Here is a 13,784-nt window from a genome sequence, read left to right as displayed (position 1 = left end):
CCCCACACCCCACACCCTAAGCACAGTGCGGAATACCCTACTGTTTCCATCGGTAAGCACACCTGATCAATAGTTTGCCAATTTTGTGAAGTGTTTGTTATATTTATTTACATAAGGCAACAAAAGTTAAAACACGAGGCTTAAAAATGACTATCTTAATTGCACTATTAGTAATTGGTTGGGTAGCTGGTTCTGTAATCGGTTCTTTGGCTTACTTCATGGGTGAACAAAGCAAACCCATCCACGAACGCAACTGGGGTTCTGAGTCTTTTGAGAAATTGGCTCAAGCTATTACAGGTCAAGAAATAGATTACACAAAACGCACTCCTGCCTACGCGATGGATGTCTACACCAGCCGCACTTTACCCCGATAGTAGTAAAGGCCGCTTTGTAGAATGTTGATACAAATAACCCCCCGTCACCGTGACTGGGGGTTTTGCTTTTAGACGCTTTACAATGATTCTCTTACCATCAGTTTTTTAAATCTGATTTTTACCAAAAAAGTGTGTTGTCAACTTTTTTCGCAATAAGTGTGGGTATTCTCAATAGTTATTGAGAATGATGTCAACAATTTTACGAGTTTTGGTTTTTTCAGCCATTGATATTGACACCTGATTTTTTTCGGCTATATTAGAGGTATCATTGGCATAAATTATAAGAAAAAGCATATCTCTTTGTGTCACAATGCTCCTCAAAAAAAAGTTGCATTTTTTCAAAATCTATAATGTACTTTCCATTAAAATATTAAACCTTGAAAATTTAACAGGGTTGGGCTAAAAAGCAGAAATTTTTTTGGTGTAATTTTATACTTTTTATTTCACCTTGATTTTTTTCGTAGGTTTTCATAAACTAGTCACTAGATTTGCTGAACCATGAAAAATTAATAAGCTTAACTTGACGTTAGTGTTTCTAAATCTACTCTCAATCATTTGATAAACTGATGAGTTTGTCATTGATTGATAAGCATCTGAGGGGGTCAAGCAACGTCTGAAACCCTTATTCTTCCGTTGACCCCCTCAGATAGCTTGCTGAGTAAGCGTTTGAAGTGTGTCAGATTCGGTCTTATTGAGAGTATTTATCAATTATTTAGCCTCAAAAAAGACCCCCTCAGATTGACCCGTTTCAAACTCAATTGTGATAAGCCTTCTAGATGAGTGGCCTTTTTCATCAACTTCCCCTCACGGGGATGGAAACCTCTTGGACTTTTTTTCCTTGTTGTTTATGCTGTTCATCTGACTTTTTCATCAACTTCCCCTCACGGGGATGGAAACCAGTCCAAACGATTAAAGCAGTTGAGACGAGCATGCCAACTTTTTCATCAACTTCCCCTCACGGGGATGGAAACTTTATTATGGAGCCGAATGCTGCAATACAATTGGTCTTTTTCATCAACTTCCCCTCACGGGGATGGAAACCCTTCTGCTGCGCGGAGGCGGAGCCAATAAAAAAAATCCTTTTTCATCAACTTCCCCTCACGGGGATGGAAACGAAAAATAAAATAATGTTTTGATCTGTTACAACTGTGCTTTTTCATCAACTTCCCCTCACGGGGATGGAAACAATACTATGCATTTTATCCAAGTTCACGATATAATCATCTTTTTCATCAACTTCCCCTCACGGGGATGGAAACTTTATCAGGTAATCGGTACCTTGGGTACCACTAGAGTCTTTTTCATCAACTTCCCCTCACGGGGATGGAAACAGTAGTTTTTACCCTTTTGAAAGCGAGTTTCTTGCTCTGCTTTTTCATCAACTTCCCCTCACGGGGATGGAAACCGTTTGCGCACCACGGATGGCGTACTCCAACCCATTGACTTTTTCATCAACTTCCCCTCACGGGGATGGAAACTCTTTATAACGCTGCTCATCGTCAGCGTCATTAAACCCTTTTTCATCAACTTCCCCTCACGGGGATGGAAACTTTTCTTAAAGTGTGCATAACTGATTCGTTGAATGTTCTTTTTCATCAACTTCCCCTCACGGGGATGGAAACGCATCCACTCCGCCATACCCGATGGCGTTATAGAAACGACTTTTTCATCTACTTCCCCTCACGGGGATGGAAACTAAATACAGGATGAAAGAATTAACAAGAGTTTTGGAAAAAATTCATATCCTGTAAATCCTTAAATCCTGGAAATCCTGATTGTGAGGAAACTACAACGGACGATAGACCCGATAGTTGATGTTGGGGAAAATATTATCCATTAATTCCACTTTTTCCAACCAACCACTATCAACCTTACCCACTTTCACATCTTCATATAATTTATTAAATCGCATCAGGTGCGATCGCGTCCTTCTCACTGCATAGGGAACCATTGTTCCTGTCCGCATAATAAACGCCCAGTCAGAAGATTGTGCCAATAATAACTCTCTCGCTGCTTGATTCAAAGCCTTCCATTGCAACTCATCCTCTGGTTCTAGCTTAGAGATTTCAATCATCCGTTCCGCAGCTTTATGTAAATGGGGATAAATCCAAGCATTAGTGTCATTCAACCAATATTCATGGAAACCCTTAAAACCCCAACTGGACTGGGAAGGACGACAAACTTGTTGAGTTGGGTTGTTCCGCAAATAATCCGCTAAATGGGTCATTTGATATGTACCTTGGTCATACCAGGACTTGCGGTACAAGTAATCAATGAACCAAGGGCCTTCATACCACCAGTGACCAAACAACTCTGCATCATAGGGAGAAACAATGACTGGGGGACGACCCATAATTCCATGTAAATGCTCAGACTGGCGTTCACGATTATACATGAAGTTAGCAGCGTGTTCGGCTGCCTTTTCCCTTGCCCAATAAGGATCGTAAAGTGCCTTATCAGAAAGACCTAAACCACGTCCGGTAATTTTATGATACTTAATACCCGTATTTTTACGCTGTCCATTGGGCATGATATAGGGCTTGATGTACTCATATTCCGCTTCCCAGCCCAAATCTTTGTAGAATTCCCGATATTCGGCTGCACCAGGATAACCTACCTCAGAAGACCATACTTGTTGCGAAGATTCATGGTCTCGGCCAAAAGCAGCCACACCAGTTTCCGTGAAAATCGGTGCATAAGTGCCAAAGCGAGGACGGGGACGGGCGTATAATATACCATGCCCATCGGTGAGGAAATACCGCAAACCCGCATCTGCCAGCATTCGCTCTAAACCTTCATAGTAGGCGCATTCTGGCAACCAAATTCCTCTGGGTGCTTTGCCAAAAGTTTCCTCGTAATGTTCACAAGCTACCTGTATTTGCGCCCATACAGCTTCTGGATACATTTTCATTAGCGGTAAATACCCATGAGTAGCACCGCAAGTGATTATTTCTAGGTTATTTGTATCCTGGAATTGTTTAAAAGCTGTAACTAAATCACCATTATATTTTTCCCAAACTTGACGGGCTTCGTTAAATTCAGTGGCGTAATGTTCCGCCAAATAACGCAAATGTCCGTTATGTGTATTACGTTCTGCTTCTAATTCTATGAGTTCTTCTAATTGGGCTAGATGCGCGTCATAACGTTCTTGTAATAGGGGGTCACGGAGCATTGACACGAGTGGAGGTGTCATACTCATGGTGATTTTGAAGTCGATGCCGTCTCGCTTTAAGCCTTCAAATACTTTCAATAAGGGAATGTAGGTTTCGGTAATGGCTTCATATAGCCATTCCTCCTCCAGCACATAGTCACTTTCTGGGTGACGAACGAAGGGCAGGTGGGCATGGAGTACAAGAGCGACGTAGCCTATAGCCATAATAGTTTTGGGGTTTTACTTGTAAATTGAAGGTTGAGAGTTGGGGAGAAATTAACAATATTTTAAGACTATATCGGGATCATGACAGAAAGTAGTTTCATGAGTGGAAGTTGGCAGTTCAGGAGAGTACCGAGTACCGAGTCCTGAGTAAGAATTTTTTGCCCCGCCCCCTGCTTCCCCTGCTTTCCCTACACCCTACACCCTACACCCTTACACCCTATTTCATGAATCTCAAACTCGACACAAATCACCTACAAATTATCAAAAACCATGCCGAAAGCACCTATCCCGAAGAATGCTGTGGAATACTGCTGGGAGATATGGGTAGTGAGTGTAAAACCGTAGTAGAGGTCATACCCACAGAAAACTCCTGGCATACGGAAGCGGCTAACTTTACAGAAGAAACACATAGTCGCACAAGAAGATATGCGATCGCTCCTCCAGTGATGTTGCAAATACAAAAAGAAGCCAGAAATCGCAACTTGAGCATCATTGGCATTTATCACTCCCACCCAGACTATCCTGCTATTCCTTCCCAATGGGACAGGCTATATGCTTGGCCTGAATACTCATACTTAATAGTTTCCGTCCAAAATGGTCAAGCTGGCGAATGCCAAAGCTGGAGTCTGGACGACAACCACCAATTTCAAACAGAAACCATTGAACTTATAGATAGGGTGTGGGGTGTAGGGGAGGCAGGGGAAGCAGGGGAAGAAAAATTAATTCTTCCTCCTGATAGCGGAGCGTGGCGTTAGCCATACTCCTGTAACTCCTGATAGCGTAGCGTGGCGCAAGCCATACTCCTGAACTCCTGTAACTCCTGAACGGGCGGGGAAACTACTGAACTCCTGAACTCCTGAACTCTTGATGCTTTTTTTGGAATTTCTAATTCTTGAGTGTTGCAATCTGATAAAATTTGTAAGGTTTCTTTGAGCTAGGAGCAATGGGATCGACTGCTGTACGGATCGCAATTGATGCTATGGGAGGGGATTACGCACCCGATGAAATCGTCGCTGGCGCTTTGCGGGCCAAGGAAGAATTGGGTGTAAAAATCTTGTTGGTAGGTGATCCTCAACAAATTGAAGCTGTCATACCGCCAAAAACAAATATGGCAGGATTGGAGATTGTTCCTGCTGAGGAAACGATCACAATGGATGAAGAGCCTTTAAACGCAGTTAGAAAAAAGCGGAAGGCTTCCATCAACGTGGCGATGGATTTAGTGAAACATCAGCAGGCAGATGCTGTATTTTCTGCCGGTCACTCTGGGGCAGCAATGGCATCAGCCTTGCTCCGCTTAGGAAGATTACCAGGAATTGACCGCCCAGCTATTGGGACAGTATTCCCCACAATCAAAGCAGGACAACCCGTATTAATACTTGATGTCGGCGCTAATGTAGACTGTCGTCCTAAATTTTTAGAGCAGTTTGCTGTTATGGGGTCGATTTATAGCCAGTATGTTTTGGGAATGCCTGAACCCAAAATAGGATTATTGAATATCGGTGAAGAAGACACCAAAGGTAACGAAGCAGCCCTCCGCGCTCACCAATTATTAAGGGAAAATACCCAAATAAATTTTATTGGCAACGCCGAAGGCCGTGATGTATTATCAGGTGACTTTGATGTAATTGTCTGCGATGGTTTCGTCGGTAATGTGTTATTAAAATTTGCCGAAGCAGTCGGAGGTGTAATTCTGCAAATTTTGCGGGAGGAATTACCCCAAGGATTGCGTGGTCAAATCGGCACAGCAATTTTAAAACCCAACCTCAAGCGCGTTAAACAGCGCATGGATCACGCAGAACATGGTGGTGCTTTGCTTTTAGGAGTAAACGGAATTTGTTTTATCGGCCACGGTAGTTCCCAAGCGCCATCCATTTTTAGTGCTATTCGCATGGCTAAGGAAGCTGTAGATAATCAGGTATTAGAAAGACTACAGTCAAAATATCAAATCCTACAGAGCGAAAGCGATTAGCCTTTTCTGGGTCAGATTCCATAGTCATTAGTCATTTGTCATTGGTCATTCATGAATGAGGTTTGCTGACTGCTGACTGCTGACTGCTGACTGCTTCTTGACAACTGACAATTGACAACTGGGGAGATTAGGAGTGCAGAATTTTTTGAATGGCATAGCAATTACAGGCAGTGGGTCAGCAGTACCTGCCACTTCCTTAGATAACCAGGTTTTGACTAAACTAGTTGAAACCTCAGATGAATGGATTACCACAAGAACGGGAATTCGTCAACGGCAGTTAGCATTACCGCCTGAATCATTGACTACACTGGCCACTGATGCTGCTCAACAGGCGATCGCAACAGCGGGCATTACGGCAGCAGATATTGATTTAATTCTGTTAGCGACCTCTACCCCTGATGACTTATTTGGAAATGCTTGTCGCATTCAAGCCGAGTTGGGAGCAATTAAAGCAGTCGCCTTTGATTTAACAGCAGCTTGTTCTGGCTTCGTATTTGGATTAGTTACAGCAGCCCAATTCATCAGAACAGGTGTTTATCAAAATGTACTGTTAATAGGAGCAGATATCCTCTCTCGTTGGGTAGATTGGCAAGACCGCCGCACTTGTGTATTGTTCGGTGATGGTGCAGGGGCTGTAGTTTTACAAGCCAATAATAGCGATCGCCTATTAGGATTTTCCCTCAAAAGTGATGGTACACAAAACCACCATCTCAACCTTGGTTATCAAGGTACAACCAAGCAAGTGACACCAGATATTCATGTACCTACTGGCAATTATCATCCCATCACCATGAATGGTAAAGAAGTTTACCGTTTTGCCGCCCAGAAAGTACCAGAAATCATAGATAAAGCCTTATTTGCAGCTCATCTTAGCGTAGATAAAGTAGATTGGCTAGTTTTGCATCAAGCAAATCAGCGCATTATAAATGCCGTAGCTGAACGCCTAAATATTCCTGAGCATAAAGTTATCAGCAACGTTGCTCATTACGGCAACACCTCCGCTGCTTCTATTCCCTTAGCATTAGATGAAGCAGTGCGACAAGGCAAAATCCAAACTAATGATATCATTGCTACCGCCGGCTTTGGCGCTGGACTCAGTTGGGGTGCAGCAATTTTTCAATGGGGAAGATAAACAATTCAAAAGTCAAAAGTCAAAAGTCAAAAGTCAAAATAATAAACTTCATGACTACAGCATATTGCAGATCAATAAGGTACAAATTTTTATGACAAAACCTTGCACCAAAAGGGTTTTACTGCTGACCGCTGAAAGCTGAAAGCTGCTGTAATGACCAATGACTAATGACTAATAACTAATAACCAAGGACAAATGACTAAAACTGCATGGGTGTTCCCTGGACAAGGTTCGCAAGCCTTGAACATGGGAATGGATTTATTAGAAATACCATCTGCCAAAGAAAAATTAGACCAAGCTGATGCTATTTTGGGCTGGTCTGTGAGCGAAATCTGTCAAAATGACGAAGCTACACTATCACGCACACTCTACACACAGCCCTGTTTATATGTGATCGAAAGTATTCTCGCTGACTTATTGCGGGAACGAGGACAAGAACCAAATTTAGTTGCCGGTCACAGTTTAGGAGAATATATTGCTCTTTATGTTGCTGGTGTTTTTGATTGGTCTATTGGTTTAAAATTGGTCAAACGCCGCGCAGAAATTATGGATAATGCTGCTGGTGGAATGATGGCCGCATTACTAAATTTTAACCGGGAACAATTAGACAAAGTTATTGCCGAAACCCCTGATGTCGTCCTAGCAAATGATAATAGTCCAGCACAGGTGGTAATTTCTGGGACTCCTGAAGGTGTGCAAGCTGTAATGTCCCAAGTGAAAGCTAAACGTGCTGTTCCTTTGAAAGTTTCTGGTGCATTTCACTCACATTTAATGAAAGCAGCATCACAGGAATTTCAAGAAATTTTAGATTCAACTATTTTTCAAACAGCAACTGTTCCTGTTTCCTCAAATGTAGATCCAGTTCCTGCAACTGATGCAAATGTTTTAAAACAGCGTTTAATTCAACAAATGACTGGTTCAGTGCGGTGGCGAGAAATTGCTTTGCAATTACCAATAAATGAGATTGAAAAAGTCATAGAAATTGGACCTGGTAACGTTTTAACTGGGTTGATTAAACGTACTGTTGAGGGGATTGAATTGAAAAATATTCGTAATACTGGAGAGTTGCCGAGTTAAGGAAATTAATTCACAATTAAATTAGAATTAGCTGAGATAATTTCTAGGAGTTGATGGATATGGCAACTGTATCCAATGGACAATCAAGTATCATTCGTACAGAACGGGGACTAATAATTGCCGGAACTCGTATTACCTTATACGATGTGATGGACTATGTAAAAGCCCAATATCCATCCCAGTTAATTCGTGAAAAGCTGGGATTAAATGATGAGCAGGTTAATTTGGCTTTAGACTACATAGAAACGCATACTGTGGAAATGGAAGCTGAATATCAAGATTTTCTCCAAAAATCAGAAGAAATTCGCCAATATTGGCAAGAAAAAAACAATGAACGATTTTCCAAAATAGCAAATAAACCTGCTAAAGTTGGCTAGGAAAATTTGCGTGCAAAACTGCAATCTTGGAAAGAACGCATCACATCCCAATTATGAATTTTCTCATTGATTATAACTGAACTGGTGACGCGGTTTGATTTTGGGGAACACTTGCGGCTGAAGGTTGGATTGAACTTTTATCCATTCGTTTTTTTATCTTTAAACAAGCTGAATTAGCAACAGATAGCAGTGACAGAATTGTATGGCAATTTGCTCAAGCAAACCAAATGATTCTAATCACAGCTAACAGAAATATGAAAGGATATTATTCATTAAAGCAGACCATTTGAGAGGAAAATACAGATATTTCACTACCAATTATTACTATTGGCAATCCTGATCGATTTGATGAGCGTATTTATCGAGAAAAATGTGCTGCTCGTTTAGTAGAGATTATATTAGATATTGAAAACTATATGGGAGCAGGTAGAATTTTTATTCCTTGAAGTTTTTTTAATGAATAGTGGAACTTAAACATTTTTCAGAGTGTTTTTGTATAAGTCCCACTATATGTTAAAGGTAAAAAAGTATTTCATCAACTAGACAGACAAGGAACAAACTCATTCAAAAATTATTTAACTTGGCCAAACTCATGTTCCACGTCTGCCATGTTGTCATATTCCCGTTCTGGCATTTCTTGCAAAATTTCAATTATTTCCTGGCTGGCATTTTTATCTCTGGCATGATTGACCAATTTTTGTTTATTGGCAGGAAAATCTATACCACTGAGACTTCTGGAAATATCAACTGCTGATACTGCCATAACTTTACCTCTTGATGAATTGGTGATTTCATATCTAGGCTATTGATCTTCACCCCCTAACATTCTCTACCTGGGGATGTATCTTAATATCATGTTGGTGTTGAATATTTAGCTGATCTGTAAGGAATGTCAGTAAGTATTCAGCTATCAGTAATCAGTAATCAGCCAATAGTACAAAGCTTGAGCCTAATTGACAATATAGAATAGTGAAAAAATAGTGCGATCGCACCTCAATAGTTTGTTAATAGTTTGTTAACAGCCTAAATAAACTCCTACTGGCTGACTAAAAGCGATCGCCATAGCTTATCCTAGACCTTAGTCTTATTTGAATTATCCTCAGTGACCAGAGAACGCGAACCCTTCATTAGTTTGGCACTTTACCACGCTTTCAAGTGGTCAGTGGTTAGTCCCATGCTACACACCTACTTTCGGGTCAAGATTTATGGTGTGGAAAATGTCCCTCAAACTGGACCATTGCTAGTAGTTAGCAACCATGCTAGTTACTTTGACCCACCTATTGTGTCTAGTTGTGTATGTCGTCCAGTTGCGTACATGGCTAAGGAAGAATTGTTTAAAGTGCCTGTTTTAGCACAAGCAATTAAATTATATGGTGCTTACCCAGTCAGTCGGGGAACGGCTGATCGCAATGCTATCCGTGCGGCTTTAGAATCTCTTGCTCAGGGTTGGGCTGTCGGTGTGTTTTTAGAAGGTACTCGTACCCCTGATGGTCGCATTACAGATCCTAAAAAAGGTGCAGCACTACTAGCAGCTAAGGCAAAAGTACCTTTTTTACCCGTGAGTTTATGGGGTACTGACAAAATTTTACAACCTGGTTCATCCCTTCCTCGTTCAGTTCCCATTACTGTCAGAATTGGTAAACTTATTGATGCTCCCAGTTCTACTACTAAACCCGAATTAGAAGCAATTACACAAAAATGTGCAAGTGTAATTAATGAAATGCACGATTTAGGGCGATAGTGACTGCTGACTCTTGACTGCTGACTCCTGCTATAAATCATGTAAAATCAAGTGTAGAAACATAAAAATCCACGATTATGTCTGATTTAAGAGCAGAATTACGAGAAAACCTAGATGAAGCAGAATGGGATTGGTTAATTCCCCATGCACAAAGAGATGCGGTAATTTTGGTAGCAGATGGCTTAGACTTACTAGATGTGGGAGAAGCGATCGCTCGTGATCATATTCCCACAGTCCAAAATTGGATTGATGAACAACTGTTGACTAAACCCTCACCTCTACAGTTGGGAGAGTGGAATATTAACCCTAATAAGCGGTTTAATGCTCTCATCGTTGAACCTTACGTTTTAATACAAGAAATACAAAACCATTAAGAGTCATATTGAAGAGTTGCTAATAGATAGAGAATAGGGAATAGTTTTAGCTATTGGGTATGGTTCAATTTTTTCATCTACCAGGAGCAGAATGCCACCTTTTAGCACTAACCTGTTCAAAAATCTGCACTTTTTTCCTTTTCTGCCCCTAAAATTCTTGATTGACTAGGCGCGGCGGCTGTGGTACTATATCTAATATAATGGGATATAAGTAAAATTTTTATGACAGGCTACATCCCATTATAAGAATTGACAATAGCCAGCATATCATTAAAAAACAGAAATTGCAACCCTTTCTAGCCGCAAAATTGTAAAATTTTTCTCCATATATTGCATAGTTTAAAGTTCTCAGTAACAGTAAATTCACAGTTGAAATCACAGAGACAGAGATGGTTAAAATGGATGAAAAGTCTATAAAGTCTATTTTGAAAACCTGTTATGTCCACAGAATTAAATGTTGAAGATGTACAAGCACCAATTACTAGCGCACCACCGGAAGTCAAGCAGATAATTGAACGAGTATGTAAATTAGAAAAATCGAGATTGGCACGAAAAAGCAAAGGTGCAATTAATGATGATATTTTAGCGATAGTCAAGGAAGCAGTACAATGAAATTGACTTCCATTAAACTTTACAATTTTCGCTCTTTTTATGGTCAGACACCAGAAATTGTTATCGCTAGTGGAGACTTTCGGAATACAACGATCATTCACGGTAACAATGGTGCAGGAAAGACTAGTTTATTAAATGCCTTTACGTGGGTTTTATATGAAAAATTTACGGCTGCATTTGCGGTTGTTGAACAGTTAGTAAATAAAAGAGCAATTTCCGAAGCCGAAGAAAATCAACCAGTAGAATGTTGGGTAGAAATTGGTTGGGAACATGAAGGAACTCGCTACCGTGCTAAACGCACTTGTCGAGTTTATAAAAACCCAAGTACACTGGAAGCAACAAAAACAAAATTAACGATTCAGTATGCTAGTGATGATGGTAAATGGGGTTTTCCCATAGAACCAGCAGAGGAAATTATCAACAATATTTTACCCGCTAGTTTACATCAGTATTTCTTTTTTGATGGCGAACGTATTGAAGAAATAGTTCGTTCTGATAAAAAAGCGGAAATTGCGGAAGCCACGGAAACATTTTTAGGTGTGAAAGTCATTGACTTAGCTATCAGACATTTAAAGGAAGCAAAGAAAACTTTAGATAATGACTTAGCAGCTATTGGTGATGCGGAAACTAAACAGTTATTGAAAGAACAAAACAAGTTAGAAAAAGCCATTGAAAAAATTAGTCAACGACAAATAGAAATTAAACAAGAGTTGGAAAATCAACAGACATTTAAAAAGGATGTCAGCAACAGGTTACGAGAATTAACATCGGTCAAAGAATTACAAGAAAGACGACAAAATTTAGAAACTCAAAAACGTAGTAGTTATGAAGAACTGCGAAAAACTAAAGATGCTCTGAAAAAGTTTATTTCTAAACAAGGTTATACAGTTTTGTTAGGTGAGACTACTGGAAAGTTTAGAGAAATTATCAACGATTTTAAACAACGGGGAGATTTAACTGCGGGAATTTCTAAAGAATTTGTCTCAGATTTAATTCAATCTGGACGTTGTATTTGTGGTGCAGATTTAAAAGAAGGTAGCCATGGACATTTCCATGTCAAATCTTTATTGAAAAAAACAGGTTCTTCCTCAATTCAAGAAACTGCCATTAGAATGGGAGCGCAGGTTGATGATATTGATGAGCAAGCGAAGTTGTTTTGGGAAAATGTTGACAGGGAACAACAGAGAATTAATCAGTTAAGAGAGTCTATTTCCGAGGTAGAAACTGAGTTAGATAAAATTCAGGAAATCTTGCGAAAAGATCCTAATGAAGATATTAGCGGGTTACAAAAACGATTAGATGACATTGAAGCAAAAATTGATGAATTAAATAGAGAACAAGGTGCAAATCAACAAGAAATTTCTCACCTGAAAGCAGATATTGATGTTTTGGGGAAACAAATTTCTAAACAAAAACAGAACGAGGAAAGACAAATATTAGCACAGCGACGCATCACTGCTACTCAAGATGCGATTGAAAGATTAATCGAGGTGAAAAGTAGACAGGAGAATCAATTTAGATTGCAGTTAGAAAAGCGCGTGCAGGAAATATTTGCAGAAATTTCTGTGACTCCCTATATTCCCAAGATTACGGAAAAATATGAACTAACTTTAGTGGAGAATACCACAGGAATAGAAGCACCAGTCGCAGCTTCGACGGGAGAAAATCAAATTCTCAGCTTGTCTTTTATCGCTAGTATTATTGATAAGGTACGAGAATGGAGTGAGAAACGAAAAATTATGATGATTCCTGATAGTAGTTCTTTTCCTATTGTCATGGATTCACCTTTTGGCAGTTTAGATGCTAATTCTCGTCGTCACATTGCCCAAACTATTCCTAAATTAGCAAATCAGTTGGTTGTGTTGGTGACAAAAACTCAATGGAGGGTGGAAGTTGAGGAGGAAATTATTGATAGAATTGGTAGGGAATATGTGCTAACTTATTATTCCTCTAAACCTGATTGTGAACAAGAATTTATTGAAGTGGGTGGGGAAAGATATCCTTTGGTTAGGCAAAGTCCTAATAGTTTTGAATATACTGAAATTGTTGAGGTGGAAAGGTAGAAGATGAACTAACCACAGAAACACAGAGGAAGAAAAGAAATATCATCTGTGTTTATCTGTGTTCATCTGCGGTTAATGTTTTATCTCACGCAGAGTCGCAAAGAGAATAACAGAAGGGAAGGGAGAAAATCAAGAAATAAATGATCAAAAAAGTTAAGCTTGACTTTGTTTTCAGATACAATATTTTCTATCAATATTATATATATTCTTTTTATGGCTGAATCTGGTAGAATCAGGGTTGCTAAGGATAAGGCTGATTTGGTTAAGGCTTTAATTTCTGCTGATGGTGGAAATGGTCCTTTTCAAACTTTCGCTGATGTGATTGTTTTTGCTGCTGCTTTGGGGGTAAAGTATAAGAAGCGTGTTCCTTTTGAGGAAGTTTCTAAACGTGAACCTGTACCAATTAGGTTGGAAACATTTATATCAATGGGATATGATGTTTTAATTAAATTAATTTCAACCATCGAAACTCAAGATATTCAAATTTTATCCCCTAATGAGGAAGAATCTGAAAAACACCGCAATGAGATTTTTGAAGAATATGCTAATGGTGGTTTAGAAATTCTGCAAGGTGAACTTAGAGGTTCAATTGATTATACAGACACAATTTTGTTATTTTTGATCTCTAATAAAGAGACTAACAATGAAGAACTTGGAGAATTTGATTTAAGAAAATTTCTAAATTAAAA

General features: G+C 39.6%; 13 protein-coding genes, 2 pseudogenes and 1 CRISPR repeat array. Of the genes and pseudogenes, 12 read left to right on the top strand and 3 right to left on the bottom strand.

Annotated elements, in window-relative coordinates:
- The first annotated feature begins 146 nt into the window (after positions 1-146).
- Positions 147-374: a photosystem II protein, Psb35-related gene (locus A0J48_RS15555; protein WP_200324532.1), complete on the top strand. Its 228-nt coding sequence runs from the start codon at positions 147-149 to the stop codon at positions 372-374.
- Positions 375-542: 168 nt separating this feature from the next.
- On the opposite strand, the gene A0J48_RS27465 is transcribed toward A0J48_RS15555, so the two are convergent.
- Positions 543-668: a hypothetical protein gene (locus A0J48_RS27465; RefSeq protein WP_267910311.1), complete on the bottom strand. Its 126-nt coding sequence runs from the start codon at positions 666-668 to the stop codon at positions 543-545.
- Positions 669-1,159: 491 nt separating this feature from the next.
- Positions 1,160-2,070: direct repeats of the CRISPR family, unit length 35 nt; unit sequence CTTTTTCATCAACTTCCCCTCACGGGGATGGAAAC.
- Between the two features lie 90 nt (positions 2,071-2,160).
- Complete coding sequence (locus A0J48_RS15550; RefSeq protein ID WP_200324530.1) at positions 2,161-3,750, bottom strand: glycoside hydrolase family 57 protein; 1,590 nt, start codon at positions 3,748-3,750, stop codon at positions 2,161-2,163.
- A 224-nt stretch (positions 3,751-3,974) separates the two neighbouring features.
- Between A0J48_RS15550 and A0J48_RS15545 the strand changes: the two are divergent.
- The 6 genes and pseudogenes from A0J48_RS15545 to A0J48_RS27040 form a co-directional block, all read left to right on the top strand.
- A pseudogene (locus tag A0J48_RS15545) lies at positions 3,975-4,421 on the top strand (M67 family metallopeptidase); the annotation flags it as partial.
- 272 nt (positions 4,422-4,693) lie between these two features.
- Positions 4,694-5,719, top strand: coding sequence for a phosphate acyltransferase PlsX (gene plsX, locus A0J48_RS15540; RefSeq protein WP_200324526.1), 1,026 nt, complete (start codon positions 4,694-4,696; stop codon positions 5,717-5,719).
- A gap of 133 nt (positions 5,720-5,852) precedes the next feature.
- On the top strand, positions 5,853-6,851 hold the full coding sequence (locus tag A0J48_RS15535) for a beta-ketoacyl-ACP synthase III (RefSeq protein ID WP_200324524.1): 999 nt from the start codon (positions 5,853-5,855) through the stop codon (positions 6,849-6,851).
- A 195-nt stretch (positions 6,852-7,046) separates the two neighbouring features.
- Positions 7,047-7,928, top strand: a complete 882-nt coding sequence (fabD, locus tag A0J48_RS15530; RefSeq protein ID WP_200324521.1) for an ACP S-malonyltransferase — start codon at positions 7,047-7,049, stop codon at positions 7,926-7,928.
- A gap of 59 nt (positions 7,929-7,987) precedes the next feature.
- Entirely contained in the window at positions 7,988-8,305 is a 318-nt protein-coding gene (locus A0J48_RS15525; protein ID WP_200324519.1) for a DUF433 domain-containing protein, read from the top strand.
- 53 nt (positions 8,306-8,358) lie between these two features.
- Positions 8,359-8,751, top strand: a pseudogene (locus A0J48_RS27040) (ACP S-malonyltransferase).
- Positions 8,752-8,876: 125 nt separating this feature from the next.
- Here the strand turns inward: A0J48_RS27040 and A0J48_RS15520 are convergent.
- Entirely contained in the window at positions 8,877-9,068 is a 192-nt protein-coding gene (locus A0J48_RS15520; protein ID WP_200324517.1) for a DUF2795 domain-containing protein, read from the bottom strand.
- Between the two features lie 339 nt (positions 9,069-9,407).
- Here A0J48_RS15520 and A0J48_RS15515 point away from each other — a divergent pair, with 339 nt between their 5' ends.
- The 5 genes from A0J48_RS15515 to A0J48_RS15495 all read left to right on the top strand — a co-directional run bounded on the left by A0J48_RS15515 (position 9,408) and on the right by A0J48_RS15495 (position 13,782).
- Positions 9,408-10,046 carry a lysophospholipid acyltransferase family protein gene (locus A0J48_RS15515; protein ID WP_200324515.1) on the top strand — a complete coding sequence of 213 codons (639 nt, stop codon included), beginning with the start codon at positions 9,408-9,410 and terminating at the stop codon, positions 10,044-10,046.
- A 77-nt stretch (positions 10,047-10,123) separates the two neighbouring features.
- A complete protein-coding gene (locus A0J48_RS15510) occupies positions 10,124-10,420 on the top strand; it encodes a DUF2288 domain-containing protein (protein WP_200324513.1) in 297 nt (98 codons plus the stop codon).
- Positions 10,421-10,858: 438 nt separating this feature from the next.
- Entirely contained in the window at positions 10,859-11,032 is a 174-nt protein-coding gene (locus A0J48_RS15505; protein ID WP_200324511.1) for a hypothetical protein, read from the top strand.
- Entirely contained in the window at positions 11,029-13,095 is a 2,067-nt protein-coding gene (locus A0J48_RS15500; RefSeq protein WP_200324509.1) for an AAA family ATPase, read from the top strand. Before A0J48_RS15505 ends, A0J48_RS15500 begins: the two co-directional genes overlap by 4 nt.
- 213 nt (positions 13,096-13,308) lie before the next feature.
- Entirely contained in the window at positions 13,309-13,782 is a 474-nt protein-coding gene (locus tag A0J48_RS15495; protein WP_200324507.1) for a DNA phosphorothioation-associated protein 4, read from the top strand.
- The last annotated feature ends 2 nt before the right edge of the window (positions 13,783-13,784 follow it).

Source organism: Sphaerospermopsis aphanizomenoides BCCUSP55, from assembly GCF_001586785.1.
GTDB lineage: Bacteria > Cyanobacteriota > Cyanobacteriia > Cyanobacteriales > Nostocaceae > Sphaerospermopsis_A > Sphaerospermopsis_A aphanizomenoides_A.
Note: the sequence above shows the minus strand (reverse complement) of the source record. Positions and strands in the feature narration are given on the sequence as shown.

Bases quoted from the DNA above. Each gene is read 5' to 3' on its own strand.
- A0J48_RS15555 (WP_200324532.1), top strand. From the start codon at position 147: ATGACTATCTTAATTGCACTATTAGTAATTGGTTGGGTAGCTGGTTCT.
- plsX (WP_200324526.1), top strand. From the start codon at position 4,694: ATGGGATCGACTGCTGTACGGATCGCAATTGATGCTATGGGAGGGGAT.
- A0J48_RS15525 (WP_200324519.1), top strand. From the start codon at position 7,988: ATGGCAACTGTATCCAATGGACAATCAAGTATCATTCGTACAGAACGG.
- fabD (WP_200324521.1), top strand. From the start codon at position 7,047: ATGACTAAAACTGCATGGGTGTTCCCTGGACAAGGTTCGCAAGCCTTG.
- A0J48_RS15500 (WP_200324509.1), top strand. From the start codon at position 11,029: ATGAAATTGACTTCCATTAAACTTTACAATTTTCGCTCTTTTTATGGT.
- A0J48_RS27465 (WP_267910311.1), bottom strand. From the start codon at position 668: ATGCTTTTTCTTATAATTTATGCCAATGATACCTCTAATATAGCCGAA.
- A0J48_RS15510 (WP_200324513.1), top strand. From the start codon at position 10,124: ATGTCTGATTTAAGAGCAGAATTACGAGAAAACCTAGATGAAGCAGAA.
- A0J48_RS15505 (WP_200324511.1), top strand. From the start codon at position 10,859: ATGTCCACAGAATTAAATGTTGAAGATGTACAAGCACCAATTACTAGC.
- A0J48_RS15495 (WP_200324507.1), top strand. From the start codon at position 13,309: ATGGCTGAATCTGGTAGAATCAGGGTTGCTAAGGATAAGGCTGATTTG.
- A0J48_RS15550 (WP_200324530.1), bottom strand. From the start codon at position 3,750: ATGGCTATAGGCTACGTCGCTCTTGTACTCCATGCCCACCTGCCCTTC.
- A0J48_RS15520 (WP_200324517.1), bottom strand. From the start codon at position 9,068: ATGGCAGTATCAGCAGTTGATATTTCCAGAAGTCTCAGTGGTATAGAT.